At 45.4% G+C, this 21,598-nt stretch carries 17 protein-coding genes, 2 tRNA genes and 1 pseudogene; 9 read left to right on the top strand and 11 right to left on the bottom strand.

Annotated elements, in window-relative coordinates; translation table 11 throughout:
• Positions 1-954: 954 nt before the first annotated feature.
• The 9 genes from truB to tpiA form a co-directional block, all read right to left on the bottom strand.
• On the bottom strand, positions 955-1,989 hold the full coding sequence (truB, locus tag JMX92_RS11935; RefSeq protein ID WP_201545872.1) for a tRNA pseudouridine(55) synthase TruB: 1,035 nt from the start codon (positions 1,987-1,989) through the stop codon (positions 955-957).
• A 22-nt stretch (positions 1,990-2,011) separates the two neighbouring features.
• On the bottom strand, positions 2,012-2,434 hold the full coding sequence (locus JMX92_RS11940) for a ribosome-binding factor A (protein WP_201545873.1): 423 nt from the start codon (positions 2,432-2,434) through the stop codon (positions 2,012-2,014).
• Positions 2,435-2,630: 196 nt separating this feature from the next.
• A complete protein-coding gene (infB, locus tag JMX92_RS11945) occupies positions 2,631-5,336 on the bottom strand; it encodes a translation initiation factor IF-2 (protein WP_201545874.1) in 2,706 nt (901 codons plus the stop codon).
• Between the two features lie 17 nt (positions 5,337-5,353).
• Positions 5,354-6,841, bottom strand: coding sequence for a transcription termination factor NusA (gene nusA, locus JMX92_RS11950; RefSeq protein WP_011959451.1), 1,488 nt, complete (start codon positions 6,839-6,841; stop codon positions 5,354-5,356).
• Positions 6,842-7,132: 291 nt separating this feature from the next.
• Entirely contained in the window at positions 7,133-7,633 is a 501-nt protein-coding gene (gene rimP / locus JMX92_RS11955) for a ribosome maturation factor RimP (protein ID WP_011959450.1), read from the bottom strand.
• Positions 7,634-7,776: 143 nt separating this feature from the next.
• Positions 7,777-7,853, bottom strand: a tRNA-Met gene (locus JMX92_RS11960).
• 373 nt (positions 7,854-8,226) lie between these two features.
• A tRNA-Leu gene (locus tag JMX92_RS11965) sits at positions 8,227-8,311 on the bottom strand.
• Between the two features lie 279 nt (positions 8,312-8,590).
• Positions 8,591-8,908 (bottom strand): preprotein translocase subunit SecG, encoded by a 318-nt coding sequence (secG, locus tag JMX92_RS11970; RefSeq protein ID WP_011959449.1) that lies wholly within the window; start codon positions 8,906-8,908, stop codon positions 8,591-8,593.
• 165 nt (positions 8,909-9,073) lie between these two features.
• Positions 9,074-9,871: a triose-phosphate isomerase gene (tpiA, locus tag JMX92_RS11975; protein WP_201545875.1), complete on the bottom strand. Its 798-nt coding sequence runs from the start codon at positions 9,869-9,871 to the stop codon at positions 9,074-9,076.
• A gap of 431 nt (positions 9,872-10,302) precedes the next feature.
• Between tpiA and JMX92_RS11980 the strand changes: the two are divergent.
• The 4 genes and pseudogenes from JMX92_RS11980 to coaE form a co-directional block, all read left to right on the top strand.
• Positions 10,303-11,469 (top strand): annotated as a pseudogene (locus JMX92_RS11980) (ATPase, T2SS/T4P/T4SS family); the annotation flags it as partial.
• Positions 11,470-11,572: 103 nt separating this feature from the next.
• A complete protein-coding gene (locus JMX92_RS11985) occupies positions 11,573-12,772 on the top strand; it encodes a type II secretion system F family protein (protein WP_201545881.1) in 1,200 nt (399 codons plus the stop codon).
• An 83-nt stretch (positions 12,773-12,855) separates the two neighbouring features.
• Positions 12,856-13,776: a prepilin peptidase gene (locus JMX92_RS11990; RefSeq protein WP_201545876.1), complete on the top strand. Its 921-nt coding sequence runs from the start codon at positions 12,856-12,858 to the stop codon at positions 13,774-13,776.
• A 485-nt stretch (positions 13,777-14,261) separates the two neighbouring features.
• Complete coding sequence (coaE, locus tag JMX92_RS11995) at positions 14,262-14,969, top strand: dephospho-CoA kinase (protein WP_083757352.1); 708 nt, start codon at positions 14,262-14,264, stop codon at positions 14,967-14,969.
• 103 nt (positions 14,970-15,072) lie between these two features.
• Here the strand turns inward: coaE and rlmB are convergent, their stop codons facing one another.
• Together rlmB and JMX92_RS12005 are read right to left on the bottom strand one after the other, a co-directional pair.
• Positions 15,073-15,858 carry a 23S rRNA (guanosine(2251)-2'-O)-methyltransferase RlmB gene (rlmB, locus tag JMX92_RS12000; RefSeq protein WP_011959443.1) on the bottom strand — a complete coding sequence of 262 codons (786 nt, stop codon included), beginning with the start codon at positions 15,856-15,858 and terminating at the stop codon, positions 15,073-15,075.
• 202 nt (positions 15,859-16,060) lie between these two features.
• On the bottom strand, positions 16,061-16,393 hold the full coding sequence (locus JMX92_RS12005) for a pyrimidine/purine nucleoside phosphorylase (RefSeq protein WP_011959442.1): 333 nt from the start codon (positions 16,391-16,393) through the stop codon (positions 16,061-16,063).
• Positions 16,394-17,041: 648 nt separating this feature from the next.
• Between JMX92_RS12005 and JMX92_RS12010 the strand changes: the two genes are divergently transcribed.
• The 5 genes from JMX92_RS12010 to JMX92_RS12030 all read left to right on the top strand — a co-directional run.
• Positions 17,042-18,853: a DNA repair protein RecN gene (locus JMX92_RS12010; RefSeq protein ID WP_011959441.1), complete on the top strand. Its 1,812-nt coding sequence runs from the start codon at positions 17,042-17,044 to the stop codon at positions 18,851-18,853.
• A 123-nt stretch (positions 18,854-18,976) separates the two neighbouring features.
• The gene (locus JMX92_RS12015; RefSeq protein WP_011959440.1) at positions 18,977-19,543 is read left to right on the top strand and encodes a YqgE/AlgH family protein; all 567 of its coding nucleotides are present in this window, start codon (positions 18,977-18,979) and stop codon (positions 19,541-19,543) included.
• Between the two features lie 137 nt (positions 19,544-19,680).
• Positions 19,681-20,214, top strand: a complete 534-nt coding sequence (gene ruvX / locus JMX92_RS12020; protein WP_011959439.1) for a Holliday junction resolvase RuvX — start codon at positions 19,681-19,683, stop codon at positions 20,212-20,214.
• 89 nt (positions 20,215-20,303) lie between these two features.
• On the top strand, positions 20,304-20,804 hold the full coding sequence (locus tag JMX92_RS12025; RefSeq protein WP_201545877.1) for a hypothetical protein: 501 nt from the start codon (positions 20,304-20,306) through the stop codon (positions 20,802-20,804).
• A gap of 76 nt (positions 20,805-20,880) precedes the next feature.
• On the top strand, positions 20,881-21,598 hold a 718-nt coding region (locus tag JMX92_RS12030), incomplete at its 3' end, for a transposase (protein WP_201545879.1).

The following is a 21,598-nucleotide window of genomic DNA, read 5'->3' on the forward strand; positions in this document are numbered from 1 at the left end:
GCTTGTTTGAGTATATTAACAATCTGAGTGTCGGTAAATCTTGATTTTTTCATGTCGAAATCTCCTGCTGGTATTTTAGCAGTTAGTTTCTACTTTTACGTGTTATTGTTTTTCGGGGTGATTACCAAGCGATCTACGTCAGCATATTCGGCTTGCTCAAAATGAGAGTTTAATAAAAAAGCGATACGCTTACTCATGATTTAGATCTCCGTTATTTGTTAGTCAATTATCTTTATTGGTTAATTTATAGGTTGCAATCTATCCGTTGATAATTGGTCATTTAGTCACAGGTAATTTTAGTCGCAGGTAGTTTTATACTTTTATTATCCCCGCTCTTATCTGCTGTTCTTCTTTTGTTTTTCTTTTTTTGTTGTTCGTCTTTTACTTTTTTTCTTGTTTTGCTATTGATGTTCTATAAGTCATTATAAAAATAAGTATTTATATCGTTATTATTGTCAGCTGGGATATGCTTTTATAGTTGTTATTCATAGTGTTAATTATGTTTTATCGCCTAGCTTTATTTGGTTAGTTTTTTTGTTGTGACTTTCTTCTTTTCTTTCTTCTTTTCTTTCTTCTTTTCTTTCTTTTTTTGTTTTGTTTTGTTTTTTTAGTTTTTATTGAATGTCTTATTCTAAGATACATCCGTGTGCATTCATTTTTTGAACTTATTTTTTTATTGTTTTTTATAAGACCGGCGCGCTCCTTGTCAGTCTTGATATTAAGAGTACAGGCTAAATATCAAGGCGAAAAGATACCAGTTGCAAGGAAATGTATTGTATTGTGAGCTGTGTTTAAACTCAGTAAACTGTTTAAAGGGTGAATTATGATAAAAAGCATCTATCTTAAGCACAAAAAAAGCCCATACCAGTGGGTATGAGCCGTATTTTGCAAAACTTACTGATAGTTTTAAAGTAATTAATAGTTTACCTAGTATTCACTACCATTAACCAATCATTAACGTTGAATCATTTTTTTGGGCTGTAAGCGGCCGTTTAGCTCTACTGCCCCCAAGCCTAAAAACTCGCCTTTAGGGTTCACAAGCTTGATATCTACTGAATCTAATGCCTCGTCCTTACCACTATCATCTGCATCACTGTGCCGTTGACTTAACATGGCCTGTATATAATCAGTGATGTCCTCATCAAGCTGAGGCTTGATATTAAGACGTTGCCCCATATGCAGGCGAGCACACTGACTGTCAGACACCTCAAGGGTCGGTATGCCATTGATACAGGCATCAATACCCAATAAATAAGCCAAGCGCTGCTCGTGAGATAGATCCTCAAGCGCCTCAAGACTTACTGCTTCGGCAATATCAAAATGTCCCACTTGAGTACGGCGCAGAGCAGTTAAATGCCCAAGCGTGCCTAACGCTGCGGCAATGTCTTCTCCCAGCACTCGAACATAGGTGCCTTTTGAGCAAGTGACATTTAAAATCAGCTCATCAGACTGCGCGCCCAAGGTTAAGCTTATTGCTTGAATAGTGATAGGCCGTGCCGGACGATCAATCTCAATACCGGCGCGGGCATACTCATACAGTTTTTTTCCGTCTTTTTTTAGCGCAGAATACATGGGCGGTATTTGTTTAATATCTCCCATAAACTGCTGCGCCACAGCCTCTAGCTCAGCCGCAGTTAGCTTAGGTACAGCCGCGGTAGCAATGCTCTGCCCTTCTGCATCTCCAGTATCGGTTTGTATGCCAAGCTTAATAGTGGCCTGATACGCCTTATCAGCATCAAGCTGGTAGTGACTAAACTTAGTCGCCTCCCCTAAGCATACAGGCAATAAGCCGGTCGCCATAGGATCTAGAGTCCCAGTATGACCGGCTTTTTTGCTGTCGTGCAAAGGTGACTTAAGCAGATACTTAACCTTAGATACCACCTGCTGCGAGGTCAGACCTTGCGGCTTATCGATTAAAATAACCCCTGAAACTCGGCTTTTTTTGAGCGGAGCAGCAGGCGCTGATTGAATGATCTCTTCGGTCATCATATCTACTCTAAGTTGATTTTGATTAAGAACGGTCTTCACTGTCTAAGCGGTCTGCATCATCTTCTGCTGATGTCTGCCCCGTCTTAGTCACTGCCTTATTAATCAGGTCCATCATGTAGTTACCGCGCGCTGTTACTTCGTCATAATGGAATCTTAAGCGAGGTGTGGTGCGGGTCTTTAAGCTGTGACTTAACTCAGTACGCAAAAAGCCTGCCGCTTTATTAAGCACTTTTAGGCTCTCTTCATGACTGTGCTTGCTCATCGCATCATTAAGCTCAGGCTCCATGATGGTGACATACACGTCTGCATAGCCCAAGTCAGAGCTGACTTTGACACTCGATATGGTCACAAACCCTGTCAAACGAGGATCATTAACATCATCACGGATAAGTACAGCAAGTTCACGCTGAATTTGATCGCCCAAGCGCTGTAAACGTTGGTTCATGGTTATATCCTTCAATGTCGTTATCAGGCTTAGATGACCTTTATTTGGCCAAAATTGTGATAACGGATAATAAAATAGCTAAAAGAGTTATCGAACAACTCAATAAATGGGGCTTGTTAAAAAGCTGTTAAAATTTTACTAAAAAAAAAGACCTAACAGGATGACCTGATAGGTCTTATGCTACAAGAAAATCAGATTAGATGGTGCGCTGAATTTCTTGGATTTCGAATACTTCGATCTTATCGCCGACTTCTACATCGTAGCCGCGAACCGCAAGACCACACTCCATACCAGAGCGTACTTCGTTCACGTCATCTTTGTAACGACGTAATGATTGCAATTGACCGGTAAAGGCCACTTTGTCATCACGTAATACGCGGATAGACTTGTTACGGTATATGGTACCTTCAACCACCATACAACCGGCAGCTGCACCGAATTTACTAGAGCGGAATACATCACGTACTTCAGCAATACCCAAGATTTTTTCGCGATGCTCTGGAGACAACATACCACTCATTGCCGCTTTAACATCATCGATTAGGCCATAGATAACGCTGTAGTAGCGAATATCGATACCGGCTTCGTCAGCTTTGCGCTTGGCCGCATTATCGGCACGGACGTTAAAGCCTAATAATACCGCTTCACTTGACTCAGCTAATGTCACATCAGACTCAGCAATCGGACCAACACCTGAGCTGATAACCTTAACTTTAACTTCATCAGTTGACAGATCTTCTAAGGCCGCAAGTAGCGCTTCTAGTGTACCGCGTACGTCTGTTTTTAAGATGATGTTCAAGAATGACAAGTCATCTTGGCCCATCTGCTCAAACATACTCTCAAGGCGCATTTTGTTTTGACGCTCACGCTCACGAGTGGCTCGGAACTCAGCAACTTCACGTGCTTTTTTCTCATCAGAGACTACCAAGAATTCACTACCTGCCGCAGGTGTATCTGGTAGGCCTAAGATTTCTACGGGAATAGAAGGGCCCGCTGATTTGACACGTTTGCCGGTCTCATCAGTCATCGCACGTACTTTACCGTAGAATTCACCAGCAAGTACTAGGTCACCTTGGTTTAGAGTTCCTTTCTTAACTAAGATAGAAGCAACTGCACCACGGCCTTTTTCTAGACGAGATTCAATAACCACACCTTGAGCGGCGCCGTCTGTTGGGGCTTCAAGCTCCATAAGCTCAGCTTGTAGGTTAATCAGCTCTAACAGCTCATCAATACCTTCACCGGTCTTAGCAGAGATCTTCGCCATAGGCACATCACCGCCCCACGCTTCAGTAACCACTTCTTTTGTGGTTAACTCATTTAATACGCGATCTGGATCTGCAGTGCTCTTATCCATCTTGTTAATAGCAACAATTAGCGGTGTACCTGAAGCACGAGCATGGTCAATAGCTTCTTCAGTTTGCGGCATCATACCGTCGTCAGCAGCTACTACCAAAATAACGATATCGGTCGCTTGAGCACCACGTGAACGCATGGCGGTAAACGCTGCGTGACCTGGGGTGTCTAAGAAAGTAATAACGCCGCGATCGGTCTCAACGTGATAAGCACCAATATGCTGGGTAATACCACCGGCTTCACCCGTTGCTACTTTGGTTTCACGGATTTTATCAAGCAGTGAGGTTTTACCATGGTCAACATGACCCATAATGGTAACCACTGGCGGACGTGTCTGAACATTACTGCGGCGCTCTTCTACCGCTTCTTGTAAGTCGTCTTCAACCTTGGTATCGCTTACTGGAATTGGGTTGTGACCCATTTCTTCAACGATTAAGCTGGCCGTGGCCTGATCAATCTCTTGGTCAGCACTGACAATCTCGCCCATCTTCATAAGCAGCTTAGTCACTTCACGGGCTTTCACCGCCATGCGCTGCGCTAAGTCTGAAACAACGATTTGCTCGCCAATTTCTACATCATGCACAATCTTCTCAACCGGCTTCTCAAACTTATGCTGAGAGGCTTGGCTTGATTTTAGACCATGCTTACGGTTGCGAATTTCACGCTCTTCTTGACCTTTACGGCGACGGCCACGAGTGGCAGTACTGGCAGATCCACGTTTAATTTCACGACGCTCTTTTTCAAAAGACTCTTCTAACGCTTCACCCACCAGACCTTCGGCCAATGGCTCATCCTTACGAACTTCTGCCACGGGATCTTTGTCGCTGTATTTGCCAGCCATTTTGCGCATCTGCTCAAGGGTTTTCTTCTGAGCTTCTTCGGCTTGCTTACGACGGGTTTCTGCTTCAATTTGACGTAGACGTTCTTCTTCTGCTTCACGGGTTTCGCGGGCTTTACGCTCAGCGGCCGTTTCTACTTTAGGTTTGGTCTGAGCCACTTTCTTCTTAGGCGCTTCTTTTGCCGCAGCAGCAGCTTTACTGCCTTTTTTCACCACGACAGTAGATAACTCTTCTTTTTTATCGCTTGAAGAGGAGCCGCCACCTAAGTTAGCACGCATGGCTGCCAAAGTTGCTGCTTGACGTTCTTCAGCTTCTTTTTTGACCTGCTCACGCTTTTTGGCTTCTTCTTCGGCGCGTTTTTTGGCTTCTAAAGCCGCTTGTTCACGCGCTGCAATTTCTTCAGCCAGTTTATTAGGATCTGGCTTTTCAAATACTTTTTTCTTACGCACTTCTACATTGACGCTTTTTGACTTGCCCGAGGAGCCAGTCACACGAGCGGTGCTGGTCGTTTTAGATTTTAGGCTAATACGACGCTTCTCTTTTTGTCCGTGCGATTGTTTTAAGAATGCTACTAACTGTTCTTGCTCAAGCTCGGTGACCAGGTCATCCTCGCCACGAGCAGGCAGCCCAGCATCAGTCAGTTGCTTTTGTACTGCACTGACTGTCTTGCTTACCATGTCTGCTAATTCTTTGACGGTCTTATCTGCCATTTATAGTCACCTATTTATTATTCTTCATTAAACCAAGATTCACGTGCTTTCATGATCAACTCACCAGCAGTTTTCTCATCAAGACCTTCAATGTCTTCAAGATCAAATACTGCCTGTTCTGCTAAATCATCTAACGTGATGATGTCACGTTGAGCCAGCTTGTACGCCCAGTCGGTCGTCATGCCGTCCATTGTGAGCAACTCTTTGCTTGGCTCTTTCATATTTTGCTGTTTAACCAGTTCATCAGCAATGACTACTTCTTTTGCACGCTCTTGAATCATTTCAATTGCGTCGTCGTCAAGACCTTCGATGTCATAGAAGGTTTCAACAGGCACATAAGCCACTTCTTCAATACTGGTAAAGCCTACATCTACTAGCGCTTGAGCTAAGTCTTCATCTACTTCTAGACGATTGTAGAACAGCTCAAGATAGGCTTTTGTTTCGTTTTGTTGACGTTCAAGGTATTCCGCCTCAAGCATCATGTTTAACTTATAACCGGTTAGCTCAGAAGCCAAACGTACGTTCTGGCCTTGGGCACCAATGGCGCGCGCTAACTGATCGTTGGCGGTAAAGATGATGTCTGCGGTCTTGGCATCTTCATCTAAAATAATACTGCTAACATCTGCAGGCTCAAGTGCACTGATGATATATTGCGCGGGGTCATCAGACCACACGATCACATCAATACGCTCGCCATCAAGCTCAGATTGTACCGCTTGGATACGGGTACCACGCATACCAATACACGCGCCCACAGGATCAATACGATGATCATTGGTTTTTACTGAAATTTTCGCACGAACCCCAGGCTGACGAGCCACATCACGGATTTCAATGATTTGTTCGTTAATCTCAGGCACTTCTTTGTTCATTAACGCCACCAACATATCTGGGCTGGTGCGCGATAACAATAACTGTGCGCCGCGGTTGTCACGGTTCACATGGTATAGGATAGCATTAATACGAGACTTTACACGTAATTGTTCACGAGGCAGCATTTGATCACGAGATAAATAGCCTTCAGCATTATCCCCTAAATCAATAATATAGCCATCACGCGTTTGTTTTTTAACTTCACCATACATCATCTCACCAATTCTTGGCTCGAAGGCATCGGCAGTTAATGCACGCTCTGCTTCACGAATTTTTTGGATAATCACTTGCTTGGCCTGAGTGGCGGCAATACGTCCAAATTCGATAGATTCGATTTGCTCTTCTTTAATGTCGCCAATAGACCATTCGTTTTCATCTAAATCACTGATGGCTAACTGACATGCTGGCATTTCGTGGTCTTCGTCGGCAACCACAGTCCAATAGCGATAGGTATCATAATCACCGGTATCACGGTCAATTTCAACCCTTACCGCCACTTCTGGCTGCTCGGTATAAACTCTTTTTTTGGTAGAAACCACCAAAGCCTCTTCAATTGCCTCAAAGATGTCTTCTGGATTTAGGCCTTTCTCGTTACTGACGGTTTCTACTACCGTTAAAATTTCTCGACTCATTACACACCTATCCTCGCCTACTTGTCATTTAAAGTAGCAAAAAATTATTAAAATTTATTTTTTATCTTAGGCCTAAAAGCTGCGATGTTTAATCTCATTCAAAACGCGGCCTACTATTTCCTCATTCTATCTAGTCTCTACACGCTATATAAGCACATAACTTATCGATAGTTGGCATACCTTATAAATAATTAAGACATGCAGATTAGATTAGACTGAATTAATAGTAACTGACGATGTCAAATCAAGTTAAATATGACAGTAAGCTTTCAACCAACTTATACTCTAAGACTACAGATCTTGATAGATTAAATTTGCTTTATCAATATTATCAAGGGCAATATCATAGCGCTCACCGTCAGCGGTCACTACCGATAACTGCTTGTCATCTAATTGCTCAAGCTTACCGGTTACTTTGCGGCGTTTTGAACTTCCACTACCCACAGCTTGAATCAAGCGTAGATTGATGGTCTGACCCATATAATCTGTCATTTGCTCAGGGGCAAAGAAAGGTCGATCAAGACCTGGAGAGGACACTTCAAGTACATACTCGCCCGCGATGGGATCATGCACTTCAAGAACACCACTGACTTGGTGGGTGACGGCAGCACAATTTTCAATAGTAACTTGTTTATCGGCTGCTTTATCTTCTGGCAAGGCTTCAATATAAATGCGTAATAGCGAACGCCCACCTTGCGGTAGGAACTCCACACCCCATAGTGCCACATCACAAGCTGCAACAGCTGGTGCAATAATATCGGTTAACTGGGTGACTTTGTTAGATAGCTTCATGACTTATTTGTTTAGTCCATAAATAGAAGTATCTATTATAAATGCATATTATGACTATTAGGCAATATTAAAAATAACAGATACAAAAAAACCCACAAACAATATGGTGGGTTAAATGAAAAAGGCAAGATTGAAATAAAAAATGGTAGCGGGGGCTGGATTTGAACCAACGACCTTCGGGTTATGAGCCCGACGAGCTACCAGACTGCTCCACCCCGCATCAATCTAGGCTGACTATTATATGGAGTTTATTAGGGGTTGTCAAGCATTAAACTAATTTAAATTCAAAACTTTAACCACTACCCTGATAATGCCTATTCTAACAGCTTTACCTGATACATCTTAACACATTTGGCCAGCTATATCGCCGTAACTTATCTTATTATAAGCTTTTATAACAAAAGCTGATTTTAATAAGTGCTCACGCTTATTTGCTGTCCACAACCATCATAACCGGCTGTCCTATATTGTTGTTACTACTTGTATATAAGGTATATATGGCTTATTTTCAATAGCAATGTCGATAAATCTACTAATTTAATCGGATTTAACAGACACATCATACAGTATAGGTACGTGCTTTGTCTTTATATTGGTGCGATTGGAGGGACTTGAACCCTCACGGCTTGCGCCACCACCCCCTCAAGATGGCGTGTCTACCAATTCCACCACAATCGCATTGTCTAATTCAATCTGCTCTCTATTTATCTTGCTTCTGACTGATTTTTTACTACCCAAGCTGTTATTGAGGTTAAACAGATCGGTAATCACGATATCTCAGATAGCAACGCTACTTTTTTATATAAAATCTATATAAAAGAAGATAGTGCCCATAGATTGCTTTAATATTTATTAAATTAGGTGGCACATTCTACTCGTCTTTGACAGTGGGTGCAACCTATTTAGTTTACCACTAAGGCCAACTGAGCTGCAGCGCCTTGTTTTAGCTATGCTAGCCTATTCAGCAGGAGCCGGCGTAGGCTCAGGAGCCGTCACTGGTGCTTGCGATGCGGCCGGAACATCTAAGCGATACTGACCTTCAGCCTGTTTGCGTGCATGCACCGCCAAAGTTAGACTGGTAGTAAAGAAGATAATCGCTAAAATGGCTGTGGCACGGGTCAAAAAGTTGGCACTACCGGCTGCTCCAAATACTGTGCCTGAAGCCCCTGCGCCAAATGAAGCGCCCGCATCAGCTCCCTTACCGTGTTGAATTAAAATCAACCCAATCATGGCAATAGCAACAATAATGTGAATCGCTAGAATAATGTTAAACATGCTTTGCCTTACTTAATCTTAAGAGTTAAAGAGGATAATGTTATCAAATATAAGGGAGTGTTTATCCCCAGTTTTACCACAACAACTATCTATTATCAAAACGTTCATGTCACCGTTTATCAGGGCAGAGCGCCAAGCTATCAAGCCTAGCGCCGCTTATTTTATCTAGTTATTAAAGCATTTAGCAATCGCAAGAAAGCTGTCTGCCTGCAGGGCGGCGCCGCCAACCAACACCCCATTGATCTGGTCTGAGGCAGCAAAATCTGCAGCATTCTCAGGCTTAACGCTGCCACCATAAATCACTGGGGTGGTATCAAGCTTATTATCAAATGAATGCAACTGCTGACGGATAAAGCGATGTATTTGCGTCACCTGCTCTACACTTGGCACCTTACCGGTACCAATGGCCCACACCGGCTCATAAGCGATAATCAGGTTTTGCTCGGCATATCCCGCCTGCTCAGGCTTTAATTGCTGTAAAAAGTCAGCAATAACTTGTAACTGCTCATCCAACACTTGCTCAGTGTGACCCGCCTCAAAGTCGCTCTCTGACTCACCAATGCACAAAATCACGCCCAAGCCTTGCTCAGCGCTATTAAGCAGCTTTTTTAGCAGTACGGCGTTGCTTTCTTTATAGTACTGACGGCGCTCAGAGTGACCGACAATCACCCACTGTACGCCCATATCTTTTAGCTGCTTGGCCGAAACATCACCGGTATAAGCCCCTGATTCAGCACTGAGTGCGCTCACATCTTGCGCGGCCAGCTTAAGAGTAGATGAGTTGGCGTTAAGTGCCTGCTGCACTGGGCTTAAATGTAAAAAGCTTGGGGCCAACATAAGATGGCAATTATCCATGCTGCGGGTTTGAGCGTCAACGCCTTCTACTAAGTCTGTCACCAAGTGCTGTACTTGCTCAAGCGACGTAGGATTTAGCTTCCAGTTTCCGATAACCCAAGACTTCATAACACGCTCACCTAAAAACCAATTAATCAAAAGGGCCTATTAAGCCCCGAATAAATAAAACCAAAATAACAAACAACATTGTGACAGCGCATTGTTTAGGTTTAGCTGTCTAAAAATATGATAGCCCTAAATTATATCATAGTCTTATCTAACAGATTTAGCCTTTGTTGTTTTGAAAACGCCAAAATTTAAAATTAAAAACTGTGTTAACCTAAGCTAACTCAATTTACTCTGGCTAAGCCGTTAATTTTAGGCCACTTGTCTGAACAAACCACCCGATCTTAACTGTAAGAGGTTGCTAATGACCCTTACGCCTACTCAGACAAGGATGCTATATGTCCCGGCCCCCTTCGCTTAATCAACTAGCTGCCGCTCCCTCTGCGACTCTAGCACAGGCAGAGCATGGCGCGCATCAGCCTCATGATTTACAGCAAGATCCGGTAGTTCAGCTGGTACAGGATTTATTGTGTCAGGCAGTAAATAAAGGCGCCTCTGACCTACACTTTGAGCCCTATGAGCATACGTTTCGGGTACGCTTTCGTATCGATGGCGTCATGCAGCAAGTGGCCACACCAGCGCTTGAGCTGCAAGCTAAGATATGTGCCCGCCTAAAGATTATGGCACAAATGGACATATCTGAGCGGCGTATGCCTTAAGATGGCCGTATTAGGCTGCAACTAAATGGGATGCCGACACTACACTTTCGTGCCAATGCTCTACCCACTTTGTTCGGTGAAAAAATTGTGCTTCGGGTTATTAATCCAGCCGCCTCGATGGCTGGTATTGATAGCCTCGGGCTTGAGCCTGAGCAAAAACAGCAGTTTTTACAAGCGCTACAGCAGCCGCAAGGTATCTTATTGATTACCGGCCCCACAGGCTCTGGCAAAACCTTATCGCTCTATACCGGTTTAGATATTTTAAACACGGTGGCCACCAATATCTGCACTGTAGAAGATCCGGTTGAAATTAATTTAACAGGTATCAATCAGGTCACCGTCAATCCTAAAGTCGGACTGAGCTTTGCGGTGGCCTTAAAGTCATTTTTGCGCCAAGACCCCGATGTATTAATGGTGGGTGAGATACGTGATTTTGAAACCGCGGATACTGCCATTAAAGCGGCACAAACTGGCCATTTGGTGCTCTCTACCCTGCACACCAACTCAGCTGCTGAGACTTTAACTCGCCTGCATCATATGGGCGTAGCTTACTTTAATATTGCTACCGCCATTAGTCTGGTAGTGGCGCAGCGTCTGGCGAGATGCTTGTGCCGCCACTGCAAAATCCCTTGTGTGGTTCCTAAGGTAAGTCTCATTGAGATTGGCTTTAGCGCCGAAGAGTTGGCACAGCCTGAGCATATCATCTATAAGGCGGTGGGCTGTGATAAGTGCTGTGAGGGTTACAAAGGGCGCATCGGTGTGTTTGAGGTGATGCCCATGAACACAGCGCTTGCACAAGTGATTATGCAAGGTGCTAATGCCATTGAGATAAAAGCGGCTGCCACCGAGCAAGGCTTTTTTGACTTAAGGCGGGCCGCTATTTTGAAAGTGCTTCAAGGCATCCTTAGCATTGAAGAAATGACCCGCATGACGGCCCAGTAATGCAGCGTTGGCTACCTTATCTATCTGGATCTATCTGGCACTCTTATTGTCTTTACTTGAGGTATCTGTTGTGAGCCCCGTCCGCAATCGAACCAAACTCAAAATGCTTGAGTTTGTGTATCAAGGCATCAACCCTCAAGGCATGAAGGTAAAAGGCATACTGACCAGTAGCAGTATGGCGCTGGCCAAAGCTCAGCTGCGCAAACAAGGCATAGTGACCCAGCGCATTCGGCGTAAGCCTAAAGCGCTTTGGCGTCGGCAAAAGAAGATAACGGCACTTGATATCAGTCTGTTTGTGCGGCAATTGGCGACGATGACTAAGGCCGGCGTGCCCATAGTACATGCCTTTGAGCTTATTGCCCAAGCACTTGATAAACCCAGTATGAAGCAGCTGGTTTTACGGGTAAAACAGCAGCTTGAGACTGGTATGTCCTTAGAAGATAGCCTGCGGGCCCATCCAAAGCAGTTTGATGACCTGTTTTGTGCTTTAGTGTCTGCAGCAGAGCACTCCGGCACACTAGATACCTTACTTGAGCGCATCGCTGATTACAAAGAAAACAACGAGCTGCTTAAAATTAAGCTAAAAAAAGCCATCAAATATCCGCTAGCCGTCATGCTGGTGGCGATGATTGTCAGTATTATCTTATTGCTAAAAGTGGTGCCGGTGTTCGCAGACCTATATAACTCTATGGGGTCACAGCTGCCTGCCTTTACCCAATTTGTAGTCACTTTATCTCATATCATGCAAAAGCTTTGGCCAATTTTTTTGCTACTGACGATAGCGGCTGTAATCGCGTTTAGGCAGGCCCAAAAACGCAGCCTAGGCTTTAATCAGTGGCTCGACAAAGCGATATTAAAGCTGCCCATTTTTGGTAGCATAGCCTATCAAGCCATTATTGCCCGCTTTTGCCGCACCTTAGCCACCACTTATGCTGCAGGTGTCCCGCTGTTAGAAGCACTAGGCGCCACTGCCGCTGCAACCGACAATCATGTCTTTGAGACGGCCACCTACCAGATGAGACAACAGGTAGCTGCTGGTCAACGCCTTGAGCGCTCCATGCGCAGCAGCCAGCTTTTTCCAGCTCTTGCCGTACAAATGGTGAGTATCGGCGAGGAGTCTGGCAGCTTAGAGCAGATGCTTAATAAGGTGGCTGATTATTATGAAGCTCAGGTGACCCATGCCGTTGATGGGTTAACCGACCTAATGGAGCCCATTATTATGGTGATCATTGGCCTGCTGGTCGGCGGGCTGATAGTGGCGATGTACTTACCTATTTTTCAAATGGGCTCAATCCTTGGCTAGCGGCAGTGTTTTATTGAGCGCTAAGCCCTTATTAACCTTCTGATGAATCATGTCTCAATTTTTATAAACAATAGGCTGATGTTATGCAGTTTTGGCAAGTCTGGCAGTTTTTTGAACCGCACAATTTAGCGACGCCTGATGTATTTGCTCTTGGTGTATTTGCCATAGTGGGCTTGTGTGTGGGCAGCTTATTAAATGTGGTGATTTATCGCACCCCATTAATACTGCAGCGGCAGTGGCGACTGGGCTCACTACAGTTTTTGCAATCGCAGCCTGATGTGCCAGCGGATGCGCTAGCGCCTGTGGCTGCCTGCATCACCCAAGATATGCCATTGTCGCTGTGGCGCCCAAGCTCACAGTGCCCGCAGTGTCATACGCCCATTGCTTGGCGTCACAAACTGCCTATTATCAGTTGTCTGTGGCTAAAAGGCAGATGCGCCTCTTGTCGCCACCGCATTGGTTTGCGTTATCCGTTGATTGAGCTTCTGACCGCCGTGCTGAGCGTTTTGGTGATTTACCAATTGGGCGTGTCACTTGCCGGCCTTTGTGCCTTGGTATTTTTGTGGTTATTAATTGCGCTGGTGGGGATTGATTTTGAGACGCAGTATTTACCCGATAATCTAACCTACCCCTTAGCTATCTTGGGGCTTATGGTGAACAGCCACAGCGTTTTTGTGTCGCCAAGCTTATCTATTTGGGGGCTAATCTTAGGCTATCTTAGTCTATGGGTGGTGGTGAAAGTATTTTATTTATTTACCCGCAAGCAAGGTATGGGCCAAGGCGATTTTAAGCTACTGGCGGCTCTGGGAGCTTGGCTTGGGCCATTTATGCTGCCATTTGTCATCTTGCTATCTTCCGTGCTCGGCACTATCATGGGGCTTATATTGCTACAAAAACGACGGGAGAGCCAGCCCTTTGCTTTTGGTCCTTATTTGGCGTTAGCGGGCTTGGTTGCACTGTTATATGGTGAGGCGTTGATGCACTGGTATTTGGGACGCTATTAGCCTAGGGGATTACTAATTTAGAATGCTACGAACTTAGGACTCTATTAGCTTAGGATTCTATTAGCTTAGGACGCTGCTGGCTTAGGGCTTTATTGGCTTAGTGCACACCTCATTTGGGTGACCATCCAAGGCTATCGGCGGATTAACGATAAAAACACAGTCACTAGTCATCCTCTATAGATAACACCGCACAGAGTCACCATTAACACCCTGTTGAGATTGAGCACACTAATTAATACAAAGCTGCCGTAAAAACATGCTACTTTTATCAGCCAGTTAGCTCTGAGTCAATAAGCCAGAGTTAACCGCTTCTTTTATCGTAATTTTAGTAGCTGTTTTCTCGTAAGTTTAGCAGCAGATTTCAATAACACCGCTAAGCTTTTGGTTTTGATAGCTGCTTGGGGCTAAATATACGCCATAGCAAGCGTAAGCTTTAGGCCACAATCCCGTTCAATTTTATAGAACACCCGCTTTAAGGTATTGCCATGACATACGCCAGCGCCGCCACTTTGGACTCTTATATCAATGATGCTCAAGAGGAGCCTGTGATTGACCCGCCCCAAAAATTTGAAACCTTTTATGTCAGCAAGCCCATTATCGGCCTAACCGGCGGTATTGGTAGTGGTAAAACAGCCGTCTCTAACTGGTTCGCCACTCAGGGCATCGACGTGGTAGATGCCGATGTGGTCGCCCATCAAATCATGCATAAAGGCAGCCCCACTCTACAAGCACTGGTAGAGGCCTTAGGAGAGTGGGTTGTTGATGCGCAAGGAGAAATGAACAGACGCGCAGTTCGCGAGCATGTGTTTGCCAATAACAAAGCACTGCTAACTTTAGAATCGATCACCCATCCTGCCATCCGTCAAGAAATCAAAAACCAGCTCAGTCAAGCTCAGTCGGCATACGTTATCTTGTCAGCGCCCTTGCTGCTTGAGAGCTATGAAGCAGGCCTGGTGTCTTTGTGTGATAGAGTACTGGTGGTCGATGCCTCCGAGGAGACGCAGCTTAAACGTGCCAGCAGCCGAGATACCCAAAGCATAGACAAGATCAAAGCCATTATGGCCAATCAATTGACCCGAGAAGCCCGTATCGAGCAGGCCGATGATGTGGTGTGTAACAATGGCGACTTAGATGCGTTGTATGCGCAATTACTGCCGCTGCATCACAACTATTTAAACCTAAAAAAAATGTAGCCTCGTGCAATAAAGCCCCGTGCCTTGACACACAAAGGGCGCGCTTATGCTAAGCGCGCCCTTTTTGCCTCTTAAGCTGTTGTCTGTCTTAATCAGACTGATATTAAGGCTGATGACGCTGACGGCTCACTTCATACAAGACCATGCCTGTGGCCACACTGACATTCAAGCTTTGTAGTGAGCCATGCTTATTACCAGTCATGGGAATGTACACCAGCTCATCACAGCGCTCGGTGGTCAAGCGGCGCATGCCCTCACCCTCTGAACCCATAATGATGGCCACCTTACCCTTTAGGTCCACATCTGGCAGAGCCTTAGCGGTGGCGTCAAGCGCCGTACCATAAACAAACACCCCTGCTTGCTTTAAGTTCTCAATACAGCGTGCCAGATTAGTCACAGCGATGACTGGCATGATTTCCATGGCACCTACCGATACTTTGGCCACAGTTGGTGTGAGGCTCGCTGAATGGTGCTTAGGGCAAATCACCGCATCAACACCCATCGCCGCTGCCGTACGCAAGCAGGCACCTAGGTTATGCGCATCCGTAATCTGGTCTAACACCAAAAATAGGGCATCATCTGATTGAGCAAGACTTGCAATCTCACCTTCATCGGCCATGGCTAACGGACGGGCATTGAGTACCACACCTTGGTGCTGCGGACTACCGCACAATGCGGTCAGCTTATCACGGCTGGCCTCCTGGATGCTCACCCCCATCTGCTCAGCCAATTGTAAAATCTCTTCAAAGGTAGAGTCGGCTTCGTCCTGAGTGCTGCTGTCTTTGTGAGCACGGCCTTGCTGAATAAATAAAGCCATGGCGTCGGTAGGACGGTGCGACAACAAAGCGTGAATTGCGTGAATGCCATAAAAATGGACGGGCTTTGCCATAAAATAACCTTTTTAAACGATGGATTTTAACGGTGAGGGCAGCCATACGGCGCAACTTGATGACTGCGTTTCTCGCTTATTATAAGACACAACGCGATGACTTTGTGGCTTAAATAACAGCCCAGAAGACACAAAAGCACCCTAAGTGGCTGCCTAGGATGCTTAAAACAAATACCAATAAGTGGGTGGTAAGCCGCTTGTCCTACCCTTCTAGGTGACAAATATACTGCACAATTTGTTCAGTACGTAGCGCAAAGCTGCTGTCCCCTGCGACAACAAAAGCTTGGCCAGCGCGATAATAAGTAAACTCATCCTCTCCGGTGATTTTTACTTCACACTCTCCTGAGGTAATCTCCATTCTCTCTGAGGTGTGGGTGGCAAATTCATACTCACGGACATGCTCATCACAAGGTAGTATGATGCCCAGCATTTTTTTGCTGCCATCTTCAAATAATACCGTGTGGCTACTACAGCGTCCATCATAAGAGATGGTTGCATTCTTTACGACAGAAACCTGGTCATAAGTCGTCGGCATGATGACTTCCTTAATCTTAATCTACTTTATGATAACCATGGGCTAAAAATCAGATATCGCTAAACTTACAGCCCTACTCTTGTTGATGCTATTTTTTGTTATTCAATCCTACCACAATATTGCTAATATAATTGTGACAACAAATCAGTTTTTTAGTTAATGGCTATTCCAAACTGTCATTAGCCATTATCTGCTCGCTCTACGTCCTATGTCGATCAACGTTATGATCGCAGTCGCTTGCACAATACCTATAGTAAAACTGTACTTTGGCTAAACACAGGCGCTGCCCTCTTAACCTACCCATATCCTTTTTTTACCAGCAGCCATGCCTCAATATGGGCATCAATTCACAGCCGTTATCAACAGATTTCTACCTTGCATTTTTACAGCAATACCTTTATATAACGGGCACACGACCTGTTATTTTACGATTATAAAGTTGCTTATATTCAAGTTAAATCAGACTTAGATTGTGTGACTTTATGCGCCTAAAAGCAACAAATAATTGGTTATCTAAAGCAATATAAAAGTCACGATAAAAGCTGCGCACCGTTTGCTTTTATACCTTCATAGATATACGATACCCTAACTAATTTCGTCCTTTTTTTAGTGTTTTTTGATAACAAACACCCATTTTTGAGATTGCTGATGCTAACTTCGCTGACACTGCAAAACTTTGCCTTAATCAATCACCATGAGCTCTCCTTATACGACGGTTTTAACGTTATTACTGGAGAAACTGGCGCGGGTAAATCCTTATTATTAGATGCGCTCTCCTTATGTATTGGCGGCCGAGCAGACACCAGTATGGTACGTCATGGCAAGGACAATGCTGATATCTATGCTCAGTTCGAATTTGTGCTACCGGCTACAAAAAATCGCTCAACTACAGCCAAAGATAGTGCCAATAATAATACCGAACCCAGTGCCAACTCTAACGACAAAGGCACAGTGGCACTGATACAAGACTGGTTTGAGCGTCACGAAAGGGAGTTTGACGGTGAGATATTAATTCGTCGCCAATTAAGCAGCAATGGCCGCTCAAAAGCTTGGCTTAACGGAGTGCCTGTCAGCTTAACCGAATTAAAAGAGCTGGGCGCTATGCTGGTTAATATTCACAGTCAGCACGCTCAGCAAGCTTTATTAAAGCCAGCATTTGTGGTGCAGTGGCTCGATAATATCGCCGGTCTTCAGCCCTTAGCGGCACAAACTGAACACGCATATCGAGCCTATCAGAAGCTAAAACGCCAAGCTGAAGAGGTCGCTGCCAAAGAGGCGCATCGCAATGACCGTATTGAGCTGTTAAACAGTCAATTGGCAGATATATCACCGTTATTGGCGGTTGATTATGAGCAAGTAGAAGCGGAGCATGATGAGCTGTCAAACCTAGAGGCTTTGATGCTTGAAGCCAGTCATGCGGTGCAATTATTAGACAATGATTCTGATGACCCAGATGCCATGGACCTGCTGGGCAAAGCCATTCGCTTATGTGACAATCAGTCGGATGTCAGCCCCACGTTTAGTCAAGCCAGCGAATCGCTACATTTGGCGCAGCAACACGTCAGTGAGGCCGCCGCCTTATTGACCGATTATGCTGAGCAGCAGCTGCCGGACCCTGAGCGTCTTGAAGAGCTGAATGCTTTGATTAGCCTTGGCCACCGCTTATCACGCAAACATGGGCTTCCGGCAAGCAACTTGGTGCAAGAGGCACAAATCTGGCAGCAAGAGCTTGATGGCTTGGTCAATCAGCCAAGCTCTGAGGTACTAGAGGCACAAATTCAAGACGCTTGGGCCGAGTTTAAACACCTCGCTTTGACGTTAGATACCGCGCGTCAACAAGTGGCACCCAGCATAGGCGAGAAGCTGGTGGCCCAATTACAGCCGCTGGCGCTACCCAATGCCCGCTGTGAGTTTGTATTTACCCCAAAAGATGAAAGTCATTATAACGCTCAAGGGGCACACGATATTGAGCTGATGTTCAGCGCTAACGTGGGTATGCCGATGCAGCCTCTATACAAGATTGCGTCAGGGGGTGAGTTGTCACGTATGGCGCTGGTGATGCAGGTCTTACTGGCCACTCACCAGACATTAGATGGTCAGTCGGCGCACTCTCAAAATCAACACAGTGACTTTTCTGAGCCGATGCTGGTGTTTGATGAGGTGGATGTGGGTATCAGCGGCGGCACCGCTCAGGTGGTGGGAGAACTGCTGCGCCAATTGGGCAGCCGCCGTCAGCTGTTGGCCATTACCCACCAGGCTCAAGTTGCCGCTCAAGCACATCAGCACATCTTGGTACAAAAGCATCATGACACCAAAGAGGGCCAAACCACCAGTCAAATTGATATCATTAGCCATGACGCTCAAGTGGATGAGCTGGCACGCATGTCAGGTGGGGTTAATATTACTGAAATTACCCGTGAGCATGCGCGCAGTCTCTTGGCTGATGTCAGCAGTGAGTAGTACATGCATTCAATCTGCCAAGGGCTTTTGCTTAAGCTATCCACGGGGCTAGCCGTTGCTTTTGTGCCATTTTGACCCCACCTTAAGACATTATCCTTTTTTTATATTGAGCTTTGTGTATCTATGACCCTTGATAATTTGACCCATCATTTTTTAATCGCCGCACCAAGTATGCCCGATGAGCGTTTTGCACAGAGTTTGGTGTATATTTGTCGTCACGACCGGCATGGGGTGCTGGGCTTGGTGGTCAATCGTCCCATTTTTGACACTCAAGTGGGCCATTTGTTAGACAACCTAGACATCGAAGTCACAGATACCTCAGTGATGTATGACACGCCGCTAGATGGTGGGCCTGTGTACCCTGAGGTAGGCTTTGTGCTGCATACCGGCCAACCCACATGGGCGTCCTCTTTTCCCATTTCAGAAAACGTGTGCATCACCACCAGTAAAGATATCCTGCAAAATATCGCAGCAGGCTCAGCCGGTATCGGCCACTATCATCTGTGCTTGGGGCACGCCAGCTGGCATGAGGGACAACTTGAAAAAGAGATTTCCCAAGGCGACTGGCTGGTAAGCCCAGGCGATTTGTCCTTATTATTTGAAATACCCTTTGAAGAGCGCTGGCGCCATGCGGCAGAAAAAATCGGGGTACATTTGGATTTTTTAAGCGACGAGGTCGGCCGCGCCTAATTTGGTCTTTGCCGTCCTAAGCCACGGCGCTGTTACTTTTTATGTTGTGCCAAATGATGCTGTATCAAAGCACAGCCAATGATGACACTGTAAGCTCGAAATTAAGACACCCTACCGATTAAGCGATATTTTTGCCTATGTTAAATGATGCGTCAAATAAAGAAAATGCAAATAGTGACGTGGCCGCTGATGCTGCTGCTCGCCCAGAACAAACCGTGCTTTTGGGGCTAGATTATGGGGTCAAAAAAATGGGCATGGCGCTTGGCAACACCGTCACTCAAGATGCACGCCCCTTTGATATCTTAGCGATGAACAATGGCCAGCCTGCTGACTGGGACAACCTACTGGGTATTATTGATACTTGGAGGATTGGACGGGTGGTGGTGGGCCTACCGCTAAATATGGATGGCAGCAGCTCGATGATTGCCAAACGCGCCCACAAGTTTGCCCGCCGCTTGGCGCATCGCTTAATGGAGCAGCGCATTCATGTACCTGTGCAGTTATTCGATGAGCGTCTGACCTCAGTAGAAGCGCGTGAGATGGCATGGGAGCTTGGCCTCATAAAAAACGAGCGTGACCCCATCGATGATATCTCCGCCTGCCTGCTGCTTCAAAGCTACTTGGCTAATCCCGATCACGCCGAAGACATTGCCACTTACAAAGCAGACTAAGCGATTGGATTGTGCCATTGAAAGCCCCACTGATCCCTTAGCATTAACTCGCCCTTTTTTATTGCTCAATAACCTATAAGCCTACAGCCATGAGTACAGAGACTAAACATCACCCCACCCCTTCAACCACTGCGGCCAATGGCAGTGTTGCTGGATTTCCGGTGTTGGCCATTGAGCGGCTGCGCGGTGCTCAAAAAATAAACCGCTTATCTATTTTTGTTATTGTTTTGGCCATCTTTGCCTTTGTGGTATTTGGAACACTAGCCAGCCTAAAGATGTTCCATGGCAGCCAGCAGATGTATTGGTTATTCCATTACCTGCCTTATGTCCTGGTGGGACTCACCATTCCGTTTACTTTATATCAGGCTTTTTTGGTCTACCGTTATCGTTTAAGTCAGCCATCCATGTTTGTGACCAGCGTCGGCGGCGCAAGCTTGCTGCTTATTATTTGTCTGCTGTTCTCTTTATCAGACTGGCTGTGGCTGGCCATGGCAGCTTGGATTGGGGTGGCCTATTGGTTTCAGGCCACATTTAAGCGCTTTTTTAAATTTATCACCGGTCGCCTTAAAACCACCCACTTCAGTGGGTGAATATAAGGCGACACACACTGTCGTGATCAGTATTTAAAGTATTGCAAGTTAAAATTAACCTCGCCATACTAACCCTATGAAAACACTCAAGCTACGCATCAAAGACAAACACGTAAACCAGCTAAACAAACTAGCTGGGAGTGTTAACTATGCGTGGAACTATGTTAATGCGTTAAGCTTTGAGCATTTAAGACGCACAGGTAAGTACTTTTCGGCCTATGATTTAAGCCAATACACCAAAGGCAGTGGAGAGTATTTAGGATTGCACTCGCAAACTTTGCAAGCCATCAACGAAACTCACGCCAAATCTCGTAAGCAGTTTAAAAAAGCCAAACTTAATTGGCGAACCAACCGACCCGATGCCAAACGCAAAAGCCTAGGCTGGATACCCTTTAAAAAGTCTGCTATCAAATACCTAAGTACAAGACAAACAGGTAAAAAAGCACTTAAATCAACCATACAGCTATCGCTCTGTAAAGGTCAAAAGCTTATCATAGACGTATTCGATAGCTACAATTTGTCTTTGTATCAAATCAATACGCTTGAGATAGTGCAAGACAGCCGTAACCGTTGGTATGCCTGTATTACCGTCAAAGATTTTCCTAGACAAGCAAGTGGCAAAGGCAGCGTTGGTATTGACTTAGGCTTAAAGCAGTCTGCTACCACATCAAACGGTGACAAGCTGACAACCAAACAAACGCAAAAGTGGGCTAAAAAGCTTGCAATAGCTCAAAGAGCGAAAAACAAACAGCGAGTCAAAGCAATCCATGCCAAGATCAAAAACTCAAGATTAG

It is taken from the genome of Psychrobacter sp. H7-1 (assembly GCF_904846585.1).
Taxonomy (GTDB): Bacteria; Pseudomonadota; Gammaproteobacteria; order Pseudomonadales; family Moraxellaceae; genus Psychrobacter; species Psychrobacter raelei.

Bases quoted from the DNA above. Each gene is read 5' to 3' on its own strand.
- truB (WP_201545872.1), bottom strand. From the start codon at position 1,989: ATGATGACCGAAGAGATCATTCAATCAGCGCCTGCTGCTCCGCTCAAA.
- JMX92_RS11940 (WP_201545873.1), bottom strand. From the start codon at position 2,434: ATGAACCAACGTTTACAGCGCTTGGGCGATCAAATTCAGCGTGAACTT.
- infB (WP_201545874.1), bottom strand. From the start codon at position 5,336: ATGGCAGATAAGACCGTCAAAGAATTAGCAGACATGGTAAGCAAGACA.
- nusA (WP_011959451.1), bottom strand. From the start codon at position 6,841: ATGAGTCGAGAAATTTTAACGGTAGTAGAAACCGTCAGTAACGAGAAA.
- rimP (WP_011959450.1), bottom strand. From the start codon at position 7,633: ATGAAGCTATCTAACAAAGTCACCCAGTTAACCGATATTATTGCACCA.
- secG (WP_011959449.1), bottom strand. From the start codon at position 8,908: ATGTTTAACATTATTCTAGCGATTCACATTATTGTTGCTATTGCCATG.
- tpiA (WP_201545875.1), bottom strand. From the start codon at position 9,871: ATGAAGTCTTGGGTTATCGGAAACTGGAAGCTAAATCCTACGTCGCTT.
- JMX92_RS11985 (WP_201545881.1), top strand. From the start codon at position 11,573: ATGCTTGAGTTTGTGTATCAAGGCATCAACCCTCAAGGCATGAAGGTA.
- JMX92_RS11990 (WP_201545876.1), top strand. From the start codon at position 12,856: ATGCAGTTTTGGCAAGTCTGGCAGTTTTTTGAACCGCACAATTTAGCG.
- coaE (WP_083757352.1), top strand. From the start codon at position 14,262: ATGACATACGCCAGCGCCGCCACTTTGGACTCTTATATCAATGATGCT.
- rlmB (WP_011959443.1), bottom strand. From the start codon at position 15,858: ATGGCAAAGCCCGTCCATTTTTATGGCATTCACGCAATTCACGCTTTG.
- JMX92_RS12005 (WP_011959442.1), bottom strand. From the start codon at position 16,393: ATGCCGACGACTTATGACCAGGTTTCTGTCGTAAAGAATGCAACCATC.
- JMX92_RS12010 (WP_011959441.1), top strand. From the start codon at position 17,042: ATGCTAACTTCGCTGACACTGCAAAACTTTGCCTTAATCAATCACCAT.
- JMX92_RS12015 (WP_011959440.1), top strand. From the start codon at position 18,977: ATGACCCTTGATAATTTGACCCATCATTTTTTAATCGCCGCACCAAGT.
- ruvX (WP_011959439.1), top strand. From the start codon at position 19,681: ATGTTAAATGATGCGTCAAATAAAGAAAATGCAAATAGTGACGTGGCC.
- JMX92_RS12025 (WP_201545877.1), top strand. From the start codon at position 20,304: ATGAGTACAGAGACTAAACATCACCCCACCCCTTCAACCACTGCGGCC.